At 37.6% G+C, this 20,291-nt stretch carries 16 protein-coding genes and 1 riboswitch; of the genes, 6 read left to right on the top strand and 10 right to left on the bottom strand.

Features of this window, described 5'->3' with window-relative positions:
• Nucleotides 1-41 precede the first annotated feature (41 nt).
• A complete protein-coding gene (locus tag MJG50_RS11300; protein ID WP_240255834.1) occupies nucleotides 42-524 on the bottom strand; it encodes a PaaI family thioesterase in 483 nt (160 codons plus the stop codon).
• A gap of 377 nt (nucleotides 525-901) precedes the next feature.
• On the opposite strand from MJG50_RS11300, the gene MJG50_RS11295 reads away from it, so the two are divergent.
• Nucleotides 902-2,521: a thiamine pyrophosphate-binding protein gene (locus tag MJG50_RS11295; RefSeq protein WP_240255832.1), complete on the top strand. Its 1,620-nt coding sequence runs from the start codon at nucleotides 902-904 to the stop codon at nucleotides 2,519-2,521.
• A 40-nt stretch (nucleotides 2,522-2,561) separates the two neighbouring features.
• Here MJG50_RS11295 and MJG50_RS11290 read toward each other — a convergent pair whose 3' ends face one another.
• From MJG50_RS11290 to MJG50_RS11280, 3 genes are all read right to left on the bottom strand, one after another.
• Nucleotides 2,562-3,857: an NCS2 family permease gene (locus tag MJG50_RS11290; RefSeq protein WP_240255830.1), complete on the bottom strand. Its 1,296-nt coding sequence runs from the start codon at nucleotides 3,855-3,857 to the stop codon at nucleotides 2,562-2,564.
• Nucleotides 3,858-3,974: 117 nt separating this feature from the next.
• Nucleotides 3,975-4,077, bottom strand: a riboswitch (purine riboswitch).
• 85 nt (nucleotides 4,078-4,162) lie between these two features.
• The gene (gene odhB / locus MJG50_RS11285) at nucleotides 4,163-5,434 is read right to left on the bottom strand and encodes a 2-oxoglutarate dehydrogenase complex dihydrolipoyllysine-residue succinyltransferase (protein ID WP_240255828.1); all 1,272 of its coding nucleotides are present in this window, start codon (nucleotides 5,432-5,434) and stop codon (nucleotides 4,163-4,165) included.
• Nucleotides 5,431-8,271, bottom strand: coding sequence for a 2-oxoglutarate dehydrogenase E1 component (locus MJG50_RS11280; protein WP_240255826.1), 2,841 nt, complete (start codon nucleotides 8,269-8,271; stop codon nucleotides 5,431-5,433). Before MJG50_RS11280 ends, odhB begins: the two co-directional genes overlap by 4 nt.
• A 347-nt stretch (nucleotides 8,272-8,618) precedes the next feature.
• Between MJG50_RS11280 and MJG50_RS11275 the strand changes: the two genes are divergently transcribed.
• Nucleotides 8,619-9,317, top strand: a complete 699-nt coding sequence (locus MJG50_RS11275; protein WP_240255824.1) for a Crp/Fnr family transcriptional regulator — start codon at nucleotides 8,619-8,621, stop codon at nucleotides 9,315-9,317.
• A gap of 325 nt (nucleotides 9,318-9,642) precedes the next feature.
• Here MJG50_RS11275 and MJG50_RS22175 read toward each other — a convergent pair whose 3' ends face one another.
• The 6 genes from MJG50_RS22175 to MJG50_RS22330 all read right to left on the bottom strand — a co-directional run bounded on the left by MJG50_RS22175 (nucleotide 9,643) and on the right by MJG50_RS22330 (nucleotide 16,135).
• A complete protein-coding gene (locus MJG50_RS22175) occupies nucleotides 9,643-10,920 on the bottom strand; it encodes a murein hydrolase activator EnvC family protein (protein ID WP_275695586.1) in 1,278 nt (425 codons plus the stop codon).
• Nucleotides 10,921-11,276: 356 nt separating this feature from the next.
• Nucleotides 11,277-12,005 (bottom strand): cysteate racemase, encoded by a 729-nt coding sequence (gene cuyB, locus MJG50_RS11265; protein ID WP_240255822.1) that lies wholly within the window; start codon nucleotides 12,003-12,005, stop codon nucleotides 11,277-11,279.
• Between the two features lie 12 nt (nucleotides 12,006-12,017).
• A complete protein-coding gene (locus MJG50_RS11260) occupies nucleotides 12,018-12,437 on the bottom strand; it encodes a prealbumin-like fold domain-containing protein (protein ID WP_240255820.1) in 420 nt (139 codons plus the stop codon).
• A gap of 50 nt (nucleotides 12,438-12,487) precedes the next feature.
• Nucleotides 12,488-14,083: a Mur ligase family protein gene (locus tag MJG50_RS11255; RefSeq protein WP_240255818.1), complete on the bottom strand. Its 1,596-nt coding sequence runs from the start codon at nucleotides 14,081-14,083 to the stop codon at nucleotides 12,488-12,490.
• 45 nt (nucleotides 14,084-14,128) lie between these two features.
• Nucleotides 14,129-15,313 carry a carboxylate--amine ligase gene (locus tag MJG50_RS11250; protein WP_240255816.1) on the bottom strand — a complete coding sequence of 395 codons (1,185 nt, stop codon included), beginning with the start codon at nucleotides 15,311-15,313 and terminating at the stop codon, nucleotides 14,129-14,131.
• A gap of 120 nt (nucleotides 15,314-15,433) precedes the next feature.
• Entirely contained in the window at nucleotides 15,434-16,135 is a 702-nt protein-coding gene (locus MJG50_RS22330; RefSeq protein ID WP_240255815.1) for a Crp/Fnr family transcriptional regulator, read from the bottom strand.
• A 239-nt stretch (nucleotides 16,136-16,374) separates the two neighbouring features.
• Here MJG50_RS22330 and MJG50_RS11240 point away from each other — a divergent pair, with 239 nt between their 5' ends.
• The 4 genes from MJG50_RS11240 to MJG50_RS11225 are packed head-to-tail and all read left to right on the top strand — an operon-like array spanning nucleotide 16,375 to nucleotide 20,281.
• Nucleotides 16,375-17,406: a FecCD family ABC transporter permease gene (locus MJG50_RS11240; protein ID WP_240255814.1), complete on the top strand. Its 1,032-nt coding sequence runs from the start codon at nucleotides 16,375-16,377 to the stop codon at nucleotides 17,404-17,406.
• A 29-nt stretch (nucleotides 17,407-17,435) separates the two neighbouring features.
• Entirely contained in the window at nucleotides 17,436-18,458 is a 1,023-nt protein-coding gene (locus tag MJG50_RS11235; protein ID WP_240255812.1) for an ABC transporter substrate-binding protein, read from the top strand.
• Nucleotides 18,459-18,495: 37 nt separating this feature from the next.
• Nucleotides 18,496-19,281: an ABC transporter ATP-binding protein gene (locus tag MJG50_RS11230; protein ID WP_240255882.1), complete on the top strand. Its 786-nt coding sequence runs from the start codon at nucleotides 18,496-18,498 to the stop codon at nucleotides 19,279-19,281.
• Between the two features lie 43 nt (nucleotides 19,282-19,324).
• On the top strand, nucleotides 19,325-20,281 hold the full coding sequence (locus MJG50_RS11225; RefSeq protein ID WP_240255810.1) for a magnesium chelatase ATPase subunit I: 957 nt from the start codon (nucleotides 19,325-19,327) through the stop codon (nucleotides 20,279-20,281).
• Nucleotides 20,282-20,291: the final 10 nt, after the last annotated feature.

The raw sequence follows: 20,291 nt of genomic DNA, 5'->3' as shown, positions 1-20,291 counted from the left end.
AATTTGTCCGGCCTTTTTGTAAAGACCGGACATCATAGTAGTTATTTTTTCAAAAATGTACTTGGCATGACGACCGCAACAACTTCACCTCGAGCGCAAAGTTCATCATTTGCATACACTTCTGTATCAACTCTCCACTTTTTCGGATGAACTTCATGAATGGTACCTACTGCTTTTAATGGCACTCCATGTGGTGTGGGTTTCACAAAGTCAACCTTAAGTGAAGCGGTTACAAAACGTGGTGGCTCAGTACCATCGCATACCTCATGACCATTTTTACGATGTAGGGCAAGTGCTGCTGATCCTGTCCCATGACAGTCAATTAGAGATGCAATCACTCCACCATATACAAATCCAGGTAAGGCCATGTGTTCCTTTTCCGGTGTGTAAATGGTGATTGTATTCTCTCCTTGCCAGCCTGTTCTGAAATGGTGGCCATCCTCATTTAATCGGCCACAACCGTAGCACCAAGCAAAATCAGCAGGATAATCATCTTGAATCGCTTTCATTACTTTCTCCTCCATGTGAACACCCCTTTTTAAGGCAAGTATAACATGAATGGTTTTAGTAATAGATGAAAATTTTTTAATAATGGGTATGAATATGATTTATTCATTAGATACACTAATTCTCTATTCCTCCCCATATAATGTTGCGTGCTCACGCAAGTGGAAGTTTTAGGTTCGCGGCAATGCTAGAGCGGTTGGCATGCCCCTGTTAAGGGATTTCCATCGTTTGCGGTAATGCTAGCGCTAGAATCACTTCATCGGAACTGACAGCAATTAGTTTCCTTCTTACTTTTTACCAATAAAGAAACCAATACTGTTCCAAGCGAAAATAGTTGCCTCCAGAATAACCAACCCCAGTATTTGGAATCATAATCAAAAAGGGGGCAAACAAAATGACTCAATTTAACGAAACAGTGGCTCGTCTTTTACTGAAGCAGCTTGAATTGTGGGGAGTAAAAAGGATTTATGGAGTTGTTGGTGATGCGATTATCGGATTGATGGATGAACTTGCAAAACAAAATGCCATTCAATTCATTGCCGTTAAGCATGAATCGGTTGCTGCTATGATGGCTTCTGCTGAAGCGAAATTAACAGGGAAGCTTGGAGTTTGCCTAGTAACCATGGGACCTGGTTTGGGAAACCTCATGAATGGGCTTGGTGATGCCTATTTGGATAAGGCACCTGTATTAGCCATTACCGGACAAGCACCTACAAATAAAATTGGAACAGACTATAAACAATACATTGACCAACAGGAATTAATCAAACCTATGGCAGAATATACGACCTTACTAACGAACCCAGATGCTATTATTGATGTTTTGGTAAAAGCAATGCATACATCACTCGAAAAAGGTTCCGTTACTCATCTATCCATTCCTAAGGATCTATTTGAATTACCGTCGACAGGAAAGCTTCAAAGTAAAGCAACAATCATTCAAGGAAACGCAACAGCCTTCAACGAGCACGATATTGAACAAGTATTGTCCATCATGAAGTCCGCAAAAAGGCCGATGATTTTAGCTGGGCTTGGTGCAAAAAATGCAGTTAATGAAGTAGAGGCGTTAGCAAAAATTTGGGGTGCAGGAATCCTTGTCAGCTTAGGTGCAAAAGGCTATTTCCGAAATTCCTCTGACAATCTTTTAGGTGGGATTGGGCAAGGTGGAAATCCCCACGCAAAGCAATTATTCCAGCAAGCTGATGTTGTCTTACTTATCGGAAATTTATGGTGGCCTGAAGGATATGTTCCCCAACAAGCACGAATCATTCAAATCGATATTACAAAGGAAAATATCGGAAAGGGCATCCAAGTCGAACTAGGGATATGTGGCATGGCTGATGCAGTTACACCGCTTTTGACGGAGAGTCTCGGAAAGCATGAGCCTAACCAAGAGTGGATCGCACAATTTAAAGAAGTAAAACAAAAGTGGGATCTCCAAAATGAACAAGAAGGATTACAACCAAATGAACCTTTACACCCCTCTCGAATTATGAGAGCGATTGAAAATCAGGTCGAGACAGATGCGATTATCGGATTAGATACTGGGGATGTTACCGTTTGGTTTAATCGGAATTTCCGTTCGCAAGGTCAGACCATTTTATTCTCTGGTGAATGGCGGACGATGGGATTCGGCCTTCCCGCTGCCCTTGCAGCAAAGCTTTGTAATCCTGAAAAACAAGTGATCGCGATTGTTGGTGACGGTGGCATTCAAATGACATTAGCGGATCTTCTAACAGCAATCCGATATCAGTTAAACATTACTGTCATCATCTTAAATAATCATGCACTACAAATGGAAAGGGATAAAATGATTGTGAGTGGCAATATCCAAAACGGTGTTGATTTAACTAACCCTGACTTTGTTAAAATTGCCGAGGCATGTACGTGGAAGGGATACAATATAAAGAATATATCTGAACTAGAGCCAACACTCGCAGAGGCACTATCAAAAGAATCGCCAACCCTTGTATCGATTGAAACTGCACCAATTGTCCATCCTGAAACGAAATAATAACAGCCCCATTCAATCAAAGAATGGGGCCATACTCTTTTTAAGAAATATAAATAAAATATGTTATAAACGTGACAAAGAGAATATACATGATCGGATGTACTTCTCGGTGTTTTTTCAAGGCAATCATTGTAACTGGATACATGATGAAGCCCAAAGCAATACCAGTTGCAACACTGAATGTGAGTGGCATCATAATGATCGTTGTGAATGCTGGGATTGCAATATCAAGCTTCGTCCAATCAATATGCCGCACTTCAGCAACCATCATTGCACCTACAATAATGAGCGCTGGAGATGTTATTTCAGAAGTAACAACTGACAACAATGGTGAAAATAACAGTGACAATAGGAAAAATCCTGAAATGACAATGGATGCAAAGCCTGTTCGGGCTCCTGCTGCAATACCCGCAGTTGACTCGATAAAGGATGCAGTTGTTGAAGTCCCAAGGATTGAACCAATTACCGATGAAGATGAATCAGCTAAGAGTGCTGGTCCAGCATTCGGAATTTTATTATCCTTCAATATCCCCGCCTGACTTGCTACCGCAATCAATGTTCCAGCTGTATCGAAGAATCCAACAAAAAGGAATGTAAAAATAACAACAATTAAATCGGGTGTAAATACATTTGGAAGCTCTGAAAAAACAACTCCAAATGTGGGCTCTAGACTTGGAATACTACCGATGATGCTTGTTGGTTTATCAATAATTCCTACAATCATTCCAACGATTGATGATATCACCATTCCATAAAAAATTCCGCCACGAATTCCTCGTACTAACATCACTGAAGTAATAATAAATCCAAATAATGCAAGTGCAGTTGGGCCAGACGTAAAATCTCCGAGTGCTACAAATGTTGCATCACTACCTACGATTATTTTTGCATTTTTTAATCCGATAAATGCGACGAAAAATCCAATTCCCCCTGCAATCGCATATTTCAAATCCTTAGGAATGACATTAATAATTTTTTCACGGACTTTTAACACACTTAATAAAACGAATAAAATACCTGAGATGAAGACTCCAGTTAATGCAACCTCCCAACGTATCCCCATCCCAAGAACAACTGAATACGTGAAGAATGAGTTCAACCCAATACTTGGTGCAATCCCAATTGGATAGTTCGCAAGGATCCCAATTAACAATGAACCAATAATTGCCGTAATCGCGGTTGCAGTAAATACAGCGCCCTTGTCCATCCCGGATTCACTTAATACAAGTGGATTAACAACAAGGATATACGCCATTGATAAAAATGTCGTTAGTCCACCAATAAATTCTTGTTTATATGATGTTTTTCTTTCACTAAACTCAAAATAATTTTTCATGCTCCTATTCTTCCCATCTTGGTGTAGTTTTTATTAAACAAATAAAAAAGCTTTGATAGCATGACCTACCAAAGCTTGTACAAAAGAGAGATGCATAAGGAAACATATTAATATATCCAAAAAACATAACTCCCTTGTAGTCAAGCTATGTTACGGCAGCTTGGTAGAGACGTTTGAGCCATATTCTCAAACATATACAAGTAGAAAACTATTTCAATATAACCAAATAATCTTATCAATGCTATTTTAAATCGTCAAGAAAAAAGGTGCACGACACAGGAAAGTGTGTCATGCACCTTAAAAAATCATCCTTCTAATAATAAATCTTCTGGGTCTTCTAGTAATTCTTTTACTTTTACTAAGAATTGTACAGCGTCTTTTCCGTCGATAATTCTGTGGTCATAGGAAAGAGCCACATACATCATTGGTCGTACTTCTACAGTGTCGTTATTATCAATAACAACTGGGCGTCTTTGGATTTTATGCATTCCAAGAATACCAACCTGTGGAGTGTTTAAAATCGGTGTTGAGTAAAGAGAACCGAATGTTCCACCATTTGTGATTGTGAATGTTCCACCTTGAAGATCGCTTAATCCAAGTGAATTTGATCTTGCTTTTTCAGCTAGACGACCAATTTCACTTTCAATTCCTGCAAAGCTTAGACGATCAGCATGGCGAACTACCGGTACAACTAATCCATCTTCAGCAGATACGGCAATACCGATATCATAGTACTTTTTAAGCAGAATTTCATTGCCTTGGATTTCCGCATTTACATATGGGAATGCCTTCAATGCGCCAATTACAGCTTTCGTAAAGAATGACATGAAACCAAGCTTCACACCATGCTTTTTATAAAATGCATCCTTACGGCGATTACGAACTTCCATAACCGCAGACATATCGACTTCATTAAACGTTGTTAACATCGCAGCAGTGTGTTGTGCTTCAACTAGACGTTTTGCAATCGTTTGACGACGGCGTGACATTTTAATTCGCTCTGTGTATGCTTCTTTTTCATCTACTACCGGTTGAGCTGGTTGGGTAGTCTTAGCTGGTTGCGCTGTAGCTTGAGTTAATGATTGCTTATAAGCTTCAACACCTTCTACTCTAACACGACCTAGTGGATCCTTATATGGAACTTCGTTCAAATCGATTCCTAATTCACGTGCCTTTTTACGGGCAGCTGGAGAAGCAATTGCATTATTTTGTTTTTCTTGTGAGCTAGTTTGCACTGCTCCAGCAACTTTTGGTGCTTCTGTTACTTGTGGTGCAGCTTGTACCTGAGGTTGCTCTTGCTGTGGAGCTTGAGCTGTTTCAACTGGTGCACTTCCCTCTGCCCCGTTTTCATCAAGTACTGCAATCACTTGACCAACCTCTACCGTATCACCAGGTTGGAAAAGGAATTGCTTAATCGTTCCACTATGTTCACTGTTTATCTCTACATTTACTTTATCTGTTTCAAGCTCTGCAATCGATTCACCTTTGTGAACAAATTCGCCTTCTTTTTTTAACCATTCGGCAATTGTGCCTTCAGAAATTGACTCTGCTAATTCAGGTACTTTAATTTCAATCACTGGTTGTCTCCTCCTTTACCTACCTGTAATGCATCTTGTACAATCCATGCTTGCTCTTGTTTGTGAATATGTGGTTCTCCCGTTGCTGGGCTTGAACGTTTTGGACGGCCAATATAAGCCACTTTTATATTTTCAGGGACAAATTCAGCTAGGTCCTCCATAACAACAGACCATGCACCCATATTCTTCGGTTCCTCTTGCACCCATACAACTTCCTCTAAATGAGGGAAACGTTCTATAAGTTTGAGAGTTTCCTCTTTAGGGAATGGATAAAGCTGTTCAACACGAGCAATATGCAATGATTCAACATCTTCTTTTGCAGCTTCCTCTAATCCAGCTGCTAAGTCGACCGCAACCTTTCCTGTACATAGAACCAATCGCTTAACTTTATCAACGTGCTCCCCAGTTCCCTCTTGTTCAAGTAGTGGTTGGAATCTGCCATTACTTAACTCAGAGCTTGATGAAGCTGACTGTGGATGACGTAGTAAGCTCTTTGGCGTCATAATGATAAGCGGTCTGCTTTCATCTGTATCAGAAATTAGCGCTTGCCTTCTTAACAGGTGGAAGTACTGAGCAGCCGTTGTTACATTTGCGACAATCCAGTTATTTTCAGCAGAGGATTGCAGGAATCTCTCAACTCGTCCACTTGAATGCTCTGGCCCTTGACCTTCATACCCATGTGGAAGTAACATAACTAGGCTTGATTTTTGGCCCCATTTTGCACGTCCTGCTGAGATAAATTGATCAATAATCGTTTGGGCAACGTTTACAAAATCACCAAACTGAGCTTCCCACATCACAAGTGCATTTGGCGCTTGCACACTATAGCCATATTCGAATCCTAGTACAGCAGCTTCTGATAACGGACTATTATAGATTGAAAATGAAGCTTTTGCCTCTGGTAGATTGTGCAACGGAACAAATCTTTCAGCTGTTTTATAGTCGTGTAAAACAAGATGGCGATGAGCAAATGTTCCACGTTCACTATCTTGACCAGTTAGTCGAATAGGTTTTCCTTCAGCTAATATCGTTGCAAAAGCAAGTGATTCCGCTAGTGCCCATTCAATTTTCTTTTCCCCAATTAACGCTGTTTCTCTTCTTTTTAAAATACGTTCTAACTTCGGATAAACGGTAAACGTATCTGGCCAATTCAAAAGATTTTTGTTCATCGCTTCCAATTTTTCAAAAGGAACCGCTGTATTAACCTCTGGAATCTGATCTGAAGTTGGCTTTAAAGGCTTTTTATGATGTTGCTCATCCTCTTTCACTAACTTATCAAAGATAGCTTGGAGGCTATTCATATGCCCTTCGATCTTTTCATTTACTTCTTCTTCTAAAATCACTTTTATTTTTATCAAATCATCTGCATATTTTTCTGCAATGACTGGATGTTGATTAATTTTTTGATATTGATAAGGCTGAGTAACCTGCGGATCGTCCATCTCATTATGACCAAATCGTCTATACCCAACTAAATCAATTAAAATATCCTTTTTAAACTTTCGACGATATTGGTAGGCTAGAATTATTACAGCAAGACAACTCTCTGGATCATCTGCATTCACATGAATGATTGGAATTTCATAACCCTTCGCAACATCACTCGCATATTTTGTAGAACGAGAATCGGTATTATTTGTTGTAAATCCAATCAAATTATTTCCGATAATATGAATCGTTCCGCCTGTTTCATATCCTTTTAATTTACTAAGATTCAATGTTTCCGCAACAACACCTTCACCAGGAAAAGCTGCGTCACCATGGATTAGAACACTAATTGATGTTTGTTTATTTTGCTTCGGAAATCCAGCTTCAGAGCTATCCTCTTGGGCTGCCCGTGTAATCCCTTGCACAACTGGATTAACAAATTCCAGATGACTTGGATTGTTTGCAAGATTAACATGAACCGTATGCTTTTTCTCACCGATAATTTTTCGATCTGCACCAAGGTGATATTTTACGTCGCCTGACCACCCAAAATTAATACCCCGTGAGCCCTCAGATGGAATTAAATCTTTATTTGGTGAATGGTGGAATTCAGAGAAAATCAATTCATATGGCTTTCCAAGAACATGTGCTAATACATTTAGACGGCCACGATGTGCCATCCCAATCATAATGTTATCAGTTCCATCTTCACAGCCTTCTTCAATGACCTTATCAAGCATTGGAACTAACATATCGATTCCTTCAATTGAGAAGCGCTTTTGGCCAACAAAGGTTTTGTGCAAAAATTTCTCGAATGTATCCACTTGAATCAAACGATCTAATAAATCAGTCCGTTGTCGATTTGACAAGGTTGAATGAATTCCCTTTACTTCAATCTGCTGATCTAACCATTTACGTTCTTCCTCAATTTGTATATGCCCAAATTCATATGCAATTGATTGTGTATACGCTGCTTTTAAATGCTCATAGGCTTCCCAGCCATTTTCAATTGTTGGCGGCGCATCCTCCCAAATTAAATGTGCAGGAATTTGTAAGAGATCTTCCTTCGTCAGATTATACGACTCAAGCTCTAAAAAGCTTCTGTCTGCGCTTGCATTATTTTGAAAAGGATAAATATTTGCAACCAAATGTCCGAATGTACGAATCTTTTTTATCAAATTCATTGCTGACAGAATCTGTTTAATATTGGTTGCTTGATTCTGATTGACAACCTCTTGCTTAACCTGTTCTTGTACAGGTGGTGGACCTATTTCTTCAAATAACGCTTGGATCGACGCATCGACTGAGTTCGGGTCCTCTTTAAACTTATCATACGCATCTAGCATATAGCCCATGTTTGGACCATAAAACGTTTCCCATACTTTTTTATTGTTGTGATTAATTTCCATTGTTCCCATGCCCCCATGTAGTCGAGTAGGGAAAATTTCCCTACACAAGATGGTAACTATTCAAAAGAAAATACTATACTACTATAGCACACTTTTGTCACAATTTCTCCATAGTTTCCCTCAATATATGGGAGAAATTCTGGAATTTCAACTTATATGCTTTATCTTCATTTCAACTCTCTATATTTTCTTACTTCCATGTTAATTAAAACGAGAGAATTCTCCTTGATACAAATCAATTTTAATTGAGCTAAATCACATCATTAAATAAGGGAATAAGATAAAATATAGGAAAGATAACTGTCCGGCAGCCCTAGACGGACAATCGAAAGGAGATTGCGATTGCTATGTCCTGTAATCACGATTGTAGTCATGACAATTCATGTATACGACTTGTACCTATTTTCCAAGGTTTGAATTCAGAGGAAGAAAAGATTTTACAAAAGGAAACGAATCATCGGATTTTCCGTAAAGGGGATTTTATCTTTCGGGAAGGAGATACATCTGAGACGTTATATATTGTGAATAAAGGGTTAATTAAAATCAATAAGGTGGCTGAGGATGGGAAGGAGCAAATTGTTCGATTGTTGTTTCCTGGTGATTTTTTTGGTCAAACTGCTCTTTTTCAATCAGAGATTCATTATGCAAATGCTGAAGCAATCGATGATACAACAATTTGTACAATTCATAGACAGGATTTCCTTAAAACATTGGAACGAAATCACGACATGTCACTACGGTTTATGCATGCATTAAATGAGATCATTCATCAAGCAGATGAGTGGATGACATTATTAAGCTTAATGGAAGTTGAAAAGCGGTTAGCAAGTGTACTCTTACTCTTTAGTGACAGAGCGAATACAAAGGATGGAAAGTTCAAACTACCCATATCAAAAAAAGCACTTGCTTCATTGATTGGCACCACACCTGAAACAATTAGCCGTAAGCTCGTCACTTTCGTATCTGATGAAATCATATCCATGTCAGGACAAAGAGATATACAAATCTTGAACTTAGAAAAAATAAAAAGAATCGCCAAGCCTTAATTAAATATAGTAAGAGCACTTAATCATAAAGAAATTTACCTTGCTTTTTAGGGGGAGAATTTCCGGCTATTGTATAGAGGGAGGCTTAAGAAGCTGATATAAGCGGAGAATTTCCGGTTAACTTCTCTGAATAAGACGAAATCCAGCGATTTTGGGCATTTAGCCGGAAAAGCTTCCTTTATTTTTAAGGAAATTAGGATATTTTTCAATTTAGGAGGAAATTTTCCGTTTATTTTTCAACATAGGGTGTGAGAAAAACACTGTGATCTCGCACTCTAGATTTATCAAAATAAAACCCCATCCTATTTGGATGGGGTTATTTCGGTTAGTTAATATATTTTCTTGGGTTAACAGAGTTTGTAGGTCCTGTTCGTCCATTTGCATATTGCTCAGGTGAATATGGACCTTCATATATTTCAAAATGCAGGTGGGGTCCAGTTGAATCGCCAGTGTTCCCCATGTAACCAATTAATTGACCTTGTTCCACGCGGTCATACAATCCAACTACACGCTTATCAAGATGGGCGTATACTGTTGTCATTTGTTTTCCATTAATATAATGAGTAAGCATGATTACATTCCCGTAACTGCTTTCTAGGCGGGACCTGGAAACAGTTCCTCCAGCTGCAGCATATACCGGCACTACATCTCGTCCACCTTTACCAATATCAAATCCGAAATGGAAGGTTCCCCAACGAGGACCATACTCCGATGTAATACGCCCTGTCGCTGGTCGAATAAACAACCCACCTGATACTGGTGGAGTGTATGTGCCTCCGTTAGCCTCTTGTCTTTTTCGTTCCTCTTCGATTTCCTTCTGTCTTCTATTCCATGCTTCAATTTCTTTCTGAATCGCCTTTTCCTGAGAAGCAAGTAATTCTTCAGTATCTTCGAGTGCACCTAGTTCAGCATGCATTTCTTCTTCTTGAACTTTTAATTGAGCCATCTGTTTGTTCTTTTCGCTAATTTGGGCATTAAGAGTTTCTTGAAGACCATCAAGCTCAGCCTTTTGTTTCGTTTGTGCTGCTAATAAACCCTTAACTTCCTTTTCCTTATCTTCAAGCAAGGCAATATCATCTTGATGTGATGTGATAATGTCTTTATCAGCTTGTACAAAGGTTGCAACTGCGCTTACACGATTAATAAAGTCATTGAAGCTTTTTGCACCGATGATCACATCTAGATAATTGACCATTCCGCCGCTTTCTTGAAGTGAGCGCATACGGTCCTTAAGAAGCTCGTCCCGCTTTGCTATTCTCTCTTCCAAATCCTTTATTTCCTTTTTTACCTTTTCAATTTCTTCCTTAGTCTCTTTAATTTGTGCATTTTTTTCTTGAATCTTTGCTTTCGTATCTTCAACCGCAAGATCTAATCGTTTTATTTCACTCGAAACTTCCGATTGTTCAGCCTGGTTTGCTTCTATTTCATTCTTCTTATCGTTAATTTCCGAATGAATATCTGACTTTTTATCTTGAACCTTCTCTTTTTCTTTTTCTAATTGAGTGTTTTTTTGGATTGCCAACGCCTTATTTGTCGAAGGTACCAATAAACTACTAAATCCTAATACAAAACCAATCCCTAGAATGAGAAATCTCCGTTTCAAATCGTTCCTGTCTCCCTTCTATTTCTAACAATCTATCAATCTATCAATATCAAAGTTTACAAAAATCTCTGTAAAACTCCAAAAAAAAGTTAGTAAAATCATATTTTGTTACATATGCACGTATTTTGTATTATAACATAAAAATTTAGCTAATCACGGTTGGATTATATTACAAATATATTTCAAACGGAAAAGCGCAAGCGCCTTGTTTAGACCCGACAAGCAAATGTTCTGATGCAAAAAAGTCGCCCTTTGACTTTTCTTGCATCAGGTTATTTGACCTCGAGGGTCTAGGCGCTGGAGCTAGACAGAAAAAGAACCTGCCATTAAAGACAGGTTCTTTACACATCATATAATCATGATTGTTTTCTCTTTTTCCCTGACAGTTCAATCGATTTCTCAACTAGAACGTCCATTGCATCGATGCAGTATTTCTGCACGTCTTCACTGAGTTTTATACAGGATAATTCAGTACATGCTAAAATAACGCAACTGCACCCATTATTAATAAAATCAAATACAATCTCATCAATTTCCTTAATTTCAACCTTTAAATCACTTTTAACCTTGTTATAGATAATATCCATAATTTGGTCTTGGAGCAATTGGTTAGGGATTTGCAGCTCCATATTATATTTATCACAAGTCTTCTTATAGATTCCACTGCTGATCGTTCCACTCGTGGCCATAATACCAATCTTCGTATGTTCGCCGTACTTCTCATAAATCTTTTTCATCGTTTCATCAACCATATGGATGATTGGAACTGACGTCATCGCTTGCATCCGATCATAGAAATAATGGGATGTATTACATGGAATCGCAATATGAGAAACATTAGCTCCCTCAAGGAGTTTAATATCATGTTCCACTACATTTAAAAAATCATGATCATTATTAGTCAGAATCGCAGTCGTACGATCTGGTAATGTGGCATGATTAAGAATAATCATATTGATATGGTCTTGGTCCTTATGAGCTTCTGTATTTTCAACGATTTTTTCAAAGAATACAGATGTCGCTTTTGGCCCCATTCCACCTATTACTCCTAAGCTCCTATCTTCCATGTTAACACCTAGTTTCATTTTTTGACTTTTTTATTCTGTACTAACCGCCTTACTATTAGTGGTCTTCAGCTCATTATCCGGTTCATTAATTTCGACCTTGTATACTTCTTCGTCTATTTGATATGGCTCAATTATTCGTATTTGCTTAATTTTATAGGTATTGCCATAATCGAGTAATTCTGTTGTTGCCTTTCCATCCTCATTCGTCATGACAATTTCAATTAAATTATTCGTGTCGGCCTCGATAATTGTGTATTCCGTATCTTGGATCGGCAGATTTGAAGTTTCATCTGTGTTAAAAATGGTTATCGTCCCTTGTTTTACTGGATCAACTACTTCTTCCTCTTTAACAAATTCTGAAGGGTCTTCACCTGTCAAATCAATTTTATATGCAAGATAGACGACAAATATTAAGATTAATAATACGGTTACTCTTATTATTTGCTTCATTTTTACGTATGTCCCTCCAAAAGCCACCTAACAAAGCTCACCATATATTCTTATTTTTGCGTTTTGTGAAAGACATGCTGTAAGATGATTTCCCTTTGCTCCTCTGAAACACCTGCTACACGATTACGGATTGGATAAAATAGCTTCCCAACTGGGATATCCTTATTTAACTGTGTAAGCTGCTGTAATGCAATTCCCGCACCATAATCCATTCCTTGACAACCTGCTAGAAGTACTAAATCGCCAGGATTGGCTTCGTGAAGCGCTTGGTTGATTGCCTCTGGTAGCTCATCATACATATTTACTTTAATATCAGCTTGGGACATAACCTCTTCAAATACTTGTGTCTCTTCATCTGTTACGCGATCCTTTGAGGTTACATGAGATACACTCTTTGTAGCAATTATCTCATTAAAACCTAGCATTGACGACCATTTTGCAATTGTCTCTGCATTTTCCCGATTTACGGTTGGCCCTCTTTCACCACGTATAGCGTATACGAGATGAAGCTTTTCATAGTCCATATATTGTAAAGTTTGTAATGTAACATTGATATTTCCAGCATTCGCAAAATGATCATCGATCACTTTTATATCATCTTCAAATATAAACTCAAATCGCCTTTCAACCCCACCAAATGTTTTAAGTGAATGTTGAATAGTCTCAATTGAAACACCACATAGAAGGCCAATCGTAATTGCAACCATCGAATTATGGACAGAATGAAGACCTGGTACAGCAAGCTCTACATCAAATTCACCTGGTCCATATTCAAAATCAAATCGTTTGATCGGCTTTAAAATTTGAACCGTAAATTTCGCTCGACCCGTTGTTAAATCCAAATTTTTACAAGTAAGATGCCCCTCTTTATTTTCTACACCAAAGGTAATAACATTTGCCTTCGTTTTGTCTACAAGAGATGCAGAATATGGGTCATCAAGATTCAATACAGCAAAGCTCTTTTCACTCGCATTTCGAATCAGTCCGGATTTGATTTCAACATATCTTTCAAAAGACCCATGTGAATCAATATGCTCACGACTAATATTATTGAAGGTTACAATATCATACTCAACACTTTCCACACGGTGTAGCTCTAATGCTGAAGAAGAAACCTCCATTGTTACATGTGAGATATCTTTATCTACCATCTGGTTTAAATAATTTTGTAAATCAAGTGATTCGGGAGTTGTAAGCTCTGATGGAATTGAAACATCATCAATTTTAACCGACACTGTTCCAATTAGTCCTGTTCGAAAGCCTTCATTTTCCAGAATTGCATTCGTCATAAAAGAGGTCGTTGTCTTACCATTTGTCGCTGTTATTCCAATCATATTCATCTTAGCTGAAGGGAATCCATAGAAATAAGCACCCAACCTTGCCAACGCAATTCTGCCATTTTCCACCACATATTGGGGTAGTTCTATTTCTTCTTGATAATCTTCAACAACTATTGCGACTGCACCATTTGCTATCGCTTGTTGGATGTATTTATGACCATCTGTTTTATAGCCTTTTATACATACAAAAAGATGCCCATCAGTTACCTTCCCAGAATGATATGAGATTCCTGATATCGTAACGTCCTTCTCGTTAAAGGCTTCCTTCACCTCTATCGATTGAAGAAGCTTTTTTAAGCTTAGCATTGCTTCTACCTCTTTTCATAAACAATTATAAGGGTAACATTCAAATTAACGTTTCAGCTTTTTCTTTAATTTCTTCGCAGCTATCATTTTCATAAATGCAATTCCTGGTTTCGGATCTGCCCAATCCCAGATTGCATGAACTCTTGGCTTTCGTAAAGATTCCTTAATCTCCTCTTTCGTTAGCTGTCCTGTCTTGATATATGCCTTAATAGCTAGTATATCTTCATATGTATAACGAAATACTAGATTTGTATCCTTTTTAACTGCCATTGGCTCGACCGGATTCCCAGTTAATTCACGGTATGTGATGTATGGGAAATTCACGCCTACCTTATATAATAATTGATTTAGATTCGTTATTCTCACATTTAGCTCAATTAAATAATACTTTCCTGTCTCTGCATCCTTTTTAAACTCAATTTCAACAAAACCTTTAAAACCAATACTTTCCAAAAATGGTGCACCGAGATCAAATAATTCAGGAACGTATTTTTGTCCAGTATATACCGAAGCCCCAAAATTTATCGGATATTGACGGTATTTTTGACATGTCACCCAATGGGTAACCTTTGAATCTTGATTCAAATATGCATCAAATGTATACATATGATCATCAAAACCTGGAATAATCCGTTGGATAATAACCTCTAGATTTGCCTTCTTAGACTTTTCCAGCGCTTCAATTAATTCCTCTTTGTTAAAAACCTTAAATAATTTCTTTCTAAAAACGGATGTAAATGCTGGTGAATCAGTTGGTTTAACTAAGCACGGATATTTTATTGTACTTTCTACCTTTTCAAATAGGTTTTCTTCGTCAACCATCAATGTTTCTGGAACGGCGATCCCATGTTCACTCGCCAACTTGTGTAATAATTCCTTATTCATCGTCTTCATGTACAAGCCTTGTTCAGTTTGGGGAATAAGATAATACTCCCTTAATTCATCTAAATACTCATCAATCACCTCAACATAGTTATCGTGGCATGGAATGAGTACAGGTGGTGAACTTTGCTTACTTGCATAGTCTTTTAAAAAGCGAATAAACCCTTCTGTGTCTTTTCGATAGTGGGGTGCAATTTGTCGTTCTGAACAATACTTAGATTCTGCACCGTATGTATTTTCAGTTGAATAGTCTACTGCAACCGTGTGTATACCATGAACCCCTAAGCATCTAATTGTGCTTAGGCCTATATAATAATTACATCCTAAAATTACTGCTTTATTAGCCATATGATCAAACTCCTCAAATCTATCGTAAAATTAGCATTCACTAATATTTAAATTTTGACACAGAATGCTTGATGATTCAAGGTTTAATCTCCTTTTACCAAACAGAAGCCACGCGCTTTATTATGAAAGTAAAATCAGCTCATTTATCTTCTTTTTATTGATTAATAAATGGCCTTCTGCTGAGTAATTGATAATACCATCCTTCTTAAAATCATTTAAATACCGATTTATTGTTTCCCTGGTGGAGCCGATAATATTTGCTAAGTCCCGGTTAGAAAGAAAAATTTGGATGACATACCATTCATCATTACACATGATTCCATAGGCATCACAAATCCTTAACAGTAGTAGTAAAATTTGATCACACAGTGGATATAATAATTTTTCTTCAAGTCTCGCTTGCAAATCGATGATTTTATCTTCAAGAAGGAGGAGCAATTTTTCACTTACTGATGAATAATTCTTAACAATACATCTGAATTTCTCGATTGGTATGCAAAGAACTTTTGATTCCTTCATTGTTTCCGCATATGCTGGATAGATTTGTGGGCGGAAGTAACCAATGTGTGGAAACATATCATTCGTTACTGCAATATTTACAATTTGTTCATTTCCTCGGTGATCCATCCGATAGATCTTCACTTGCCCTTTTAATAAAAAATAGATGTTCCTAATCGATTCAAATTGTTCAAATATCAAAGTCTTTTTAGTAAAAACGCTCACATATGAAAGCTCTTGAACACACTCGATTTCCTCATTATTAAGATCAGAAAATAGATGTAAAGACTTTAGTGAGTCTCTATTTATGATATTGGACCCCACTTTTAAACCCTCCCATGAATAATTTCATTACATGTGATTGGAATCACACGCAATGAGAACCATTTTCAATTAACATTATATATGTATTTCATGATAATGATAATCATTTTCATATAAATGGGGTGAATATTTAAAAAAATGTACAAATTTTAGACTTAAATAAAAAGGGAGATTTTTGAGGTGAAAGATACACATATTTGTAAATCGAAAGGTAAGAAATTTGAAGGGACATTACTGTTATGCAGTCACTAGAGGTTACCAATAAAAAAACACAAACCATCCTCCAACGAAAAAGGGCTTTACTTTTTATTTGCTGTTTACTATTAGCGATAGCATCCATCATTTATGGCTTGGCTACTGGATCTGTTACTTTATCACTTACGGAAATCTGGAATGGCCTAACCGAGAAAAATGATTCATTAGAATATCAAATCATTTGGAATATTCGTTTGCCAAGAATATTAACTGGTTTGTTAGTCGGAATGTGTCTTGCTGTTTCTGGGGGATTATTGCAAGGAATTATGAGAAATCCACTCGCTGACCCAGGAATAATTGGAATTTCATCTGGTGCTGGTTTAGTTGCAATTGTCACGATGCTCATCTTTCCACAATACACAAGTTTATTGCCTTTTGGTGCATTTCTTGGAGCATTCATTGCCGCTGCAGCTGTCTATATGATTGCATGGGACGGGGGTGTCTCCCCTTTACGATTAATTTTAGCAGGGGTCGCCATCAATACATTATTAGGGGCTATTACCTCCGCAGTGATGATTTTACATAGTGACAAGGTTCAAGCCGTACTTCCTTGGCTAATGGGGGGACTAAGTGAAAGAAGCTGGCCACATTTTTGGATGATTTTCCCTTATGCAGTGGTTGGTTTAATTCTATCGTTATTTGCAACGAGGACTGCTAATATTCTAAGACTTGGAGACGATGCCGCAAAACTCCTCGGTCATAATGTTGAAAAAAGTCGTTTTTTACTTATTCTTTTAAGTACTTTTTTAGCAGGTGCAGCTGTCAGTGTTGCTGGGTTGCTAGGATTCGTAGGTCTTGTCGTCCCACATATTATAAGACTAATGATAGGTGACGATTATAAGTATCTTATTCCCATTTCAGCACTTTTTGGTGGTCTGCTAGTTGCATTTGCAGATACCGCAGCAAGAAGCTGGTTTGACCCAATCGAATTACCTGTAGGAATTTTATTAGCTACAGCTGGTGGACCTTTCTTCCTTTACCTATTGAGAAAAGGAAAAGTAATGGGTAGTAAATAAAAAAAATAATTAGATTAGAGGGATTATAAATGAGTATTTTTCGAAATAAGTTCATCACTACTTTATTAATGGTTGGAAGTATATTACTGCTGATTACTGGATGTGGAAATGACGAAGCAAATACCAAGAAGGAATCAAAGAGTGAAAATACCCAAACAGATCAACCTAAAGAAAGTGAAAAGGAAGAAGAACAAACAGATAGTGGACCAATTGTTGTTACAGACTTAGCCGGAAATAAGGTTGAACTAGAAAAAATGCCTGAACGTGTAATTGCATTCAGCTCTGGTGATTTATACACCATTCTTGAATTAGGGGGGGAAGTAGTTGGTAAACCCACTATACGAGGTGAGGAGAATAATGAAAAATTAAAGGATATTCCTGAGATTGGAGAAGCCATTAGTATTAACATCGAAAAGATCGCTGAATTGAAGCCTGATTTAGTAATTGCTCATAAACAATTAAATGCAAAGGACATTCCCCAGCTTAAACAACTTGGGATAGAAGTATTGTTGACTGGAGCACAGTCCATCGATGAAAGTATTCATACAATCGAAATGATTGGAAAAGTCATTGATAAAAATAAAGAAGCAGAAAAACTTATTAATAGTATCAATCATAATGTAGAGGAATATAAAGCATCCAATAACGGTGATGTTCGTTCACTCATTATTTTTGGAGTACCTGGCAACTGGATGGTCGCATTGCCAAACTCATTATCAGGTAGCTTTTTAGAGGCTGTAGGTGGCTACAATATTGCGAAGGATTATCCAAAGCTAGAAAAATTCCCACAATACGCGCAAGTGAATATTGAAAGAATTGTTGAAGCTAACCCAGATGTTATTTTCCTTATTACACCTGGATCTGAGGAAGCTGCAAGAGTAAGTTTTACAAAAGAAATGGAAAAGAACCCAACTTGGAAAACCATTAAGGCTGTACAAGAAGACCAGTTCATCATCTTACCAAATCATTTATTTGGATCAAATCCTGGCCCACGTGTGATTGAATCACTTGAGTATTTGCGTGGGGAAATTCAAAAGGTCTCAGCAAAGTAATTAAGAGGTTGTTCAAAAAGGAGGAAATTTTGTGACAATATCATTAACTGCTGAGAACATTACGTACAAACAATCATTATCATTCTCGATTCAGGACTTAACAGTAAATATTCAACCGAGGAAGGTTACTAGTATTATTGGCCCGAATGGTTCAGGGAAGTCGACCTTATTACGCTTAATGACGAACTTGATTTCCCCGAATGAAGGGTATGTTCAATTCGACGGAAAGAAAATCTCAACAGTAAGTACTAGAAAACTAGCAAAAATGATTACAATGCTCTCGCAATCTCAAAATAATGAGCTTGATCTCACAGTTCGCGATCTCATCTCACATGGCAGACTTCCACATCGGAAATGGTATGAGAAATTAACCGTTGAAGATCAAGAAAAAATTGATTGGGCTATTTCAATTACGAATTTAAACCATTTGCAGAATCAATCATTAAAAAGATTATCTGGTGGGGAACGACAGCGAGCATGGATTGCCATGGCTGTCGTGCAATCCCCCAAAATCTTATTTCTTGATGAGCCAACAACATATTTAGATATTTCCCATCAGTTAGAAGTAATGGAATTGGTTCGTTATTTAAATGAAGCTTTGAATATGACAATTGTGATGGTATTACATGATATTAATCAAGCGGCAAAGTATAGCGATCATCTGATCGTAATGAAGGACGGAAAAACGTTCACAGCTGGTGAACCGCAAAAAGTAATCAATCAGGATTTGTTTAAGGACGTTTTTTTAATAGAGGCAAAAATCCATGAGGAAGATGGAGTTCCTTTTTTCACACCGCTTCGTTTAATTGAAAGACATATATAGTTATTCTGCATTCTTATTGGGAATTTTGGAGGGAATAGAAAATATGAAGCTATATGAGTTATATCCACTAACAGCAATTGTTGGACAGGAGGATATGAAGCTTGCATTAATCCTAAATGTTATTAATCCTTCTCTTGGTGGTGTGTTGATTCGTGGAGAAAAGGGAACCGCAAAGTCTACAGCTGTTAGGGCACTAGCAGAAATCATTCCGCCAATACCGACTGAATATGAAGAATCCTCTGAGTCCTTAAAAGTAATCGATTTACCTATTAGTGCAACTGAGGACCGGGTAGTGGGGACAATTGATGTAGAGCATGCTATTAAAACTGGGGAGAAAAAGTTTGAATCCGGCATTTTAGCCGAAGCACATCGAAATATTCTCTATGTGGACGAAATAAATCTTCTTGAAGACCATATTGTTGATGTACTATTGGATGCTGCTGCAATGGGAGTGAACGTGGTCGAAAGAGAAGGCATTTCTTACTCACATCCTGCAAGATTTATTTTGGTAGGAACGATGAATCCTGAAGAAGGGGACTTACGGCCACAATTACTTGATCGCTTTGCACTATCAGTTGATGTTTACGGTGAAAAGGATGTAAGTCTGCGAATGGAAGTGATTAAGAGAAGATTACAATTTGAGGCAGATCCTTTCTCTTTCATAGAATCATATAAAAATGAGCAACAACAACTGAGATTAACGGTCTTACAGGCTAGGGAAAACTTAAAAGCAATCAAAATTACAGATGATTTAATCGAAATTGCTGCAAAAATATCGATTTTGAGTGAGGTTGAAGGGCATCGTTCCGATATTACGATGATAAAAACAGCCATGACGATAGCGGCATTTGAAAATAGAATAATGGTTGAAGTGGACGACTTAAGAAGGGCGGCATCATTAGTACTTCCACATCGCTTAAAAAGAAAGCCTTTTGAAAATAGAACATTTGATTCAACTGTAATTGACTCTGTTCTCGAAAGCTATCAGATTATGAAATAGGTGATAATCT

The organism is Fredinandcohnia quinoae (genome assembly GCF_022427965.1).
GTDB classification, from domain to species: domain Bacteria; phylum Bacillota; class Bacilli; order Bacillales; family Bacillaceae_L; genus Ferdinandcohnia; species Ferdinandcohnia quinoae.
Note: the sequence above shows the minus strand (reverse complement) of the source record. Positions and strands in the feature narration are given on the sequence as shown.

Coding starts and splice junctions, on each gene's coding strand:
- MJG50_RS11240 (WP_240255814.1), top strand. CDS start 16,375: ATGCAGTCACTAGAGGTTACCAATAAAAAAACACAAACCATCCTCCAA.
- cuyB (WP_240255822.1), bottom strand. CDS start 12,005: ATGAAACTAGGTGTTAACATGGAAGATAGGAGCTTAGGAGTAATAGGT.
- MJG50_RS11255 (WP_240255818.1), bottom strand. CDS start 14,083: ATGCTAAGCTTAAAAAAGCTTCTTCAATCGATAGAGGTGAAGGAAGCC.
- MJG50_RS11295 (WP_240255832.1), top strand. CDS start 902: ATGACTCAATTTAACGAAACAGTGGCTCGTCTTTTACTGAAGCAGCTT.
- MJG50_RS11275 (WP_240255824.1), top strand. CDS start 8,619: ATGTCCTGTAATCACGATTGTAGTCATGACAATTCATGTATACGACTT.
- MJG50_RS11260 (WP_240255820.1), bottom strand. CDS start 12,437: ATGAAGCAAATAATAAGAGTAACCGTATTATTAATCTTAATATTTGTC.
- MJG50_RS11300 (WP_240255834.1), bottom strand. CDS start 524: ATGGAGGAGAAAGTAATGAAAGCGATTCAAGATGATTATCCTGCTGAT.
- MJG50_RS11290 (WP_240255830.1), bottom strand. CDS start 3,857: ATGAAAAATTATTTTGAGTTTAGTGAAAGAAAAACATCATATAAACAA.
- MJG50_RS11280 (WP_240255826.1), bottom strand. CDS start 8,271: ATGGAAATTAATCACAACAATAAAAAAGTATGGGAAACGTTTTATGGT.
- MJG50_RS11235 (WP_240255812.1), top strand. CDS start 17,436: ATGAGTATTTTTCGAAATAAGTTCATCACTACTTTATTAATGGTTGGA.
- MJG50_RS11225 (WP_240255810.1), top strand. CDS start 19,325: ATGAAGCTATATGAGTTATATCCACTAACAGCAATTGTTGGACAGGAG.
- MJG50_RS11250 (WP_240255816.1), bottom strand. CDS start 15,313: ATGGCTAATAAAGCAGTAATTTTAGGATGTAATTATTATATAGGCCTA.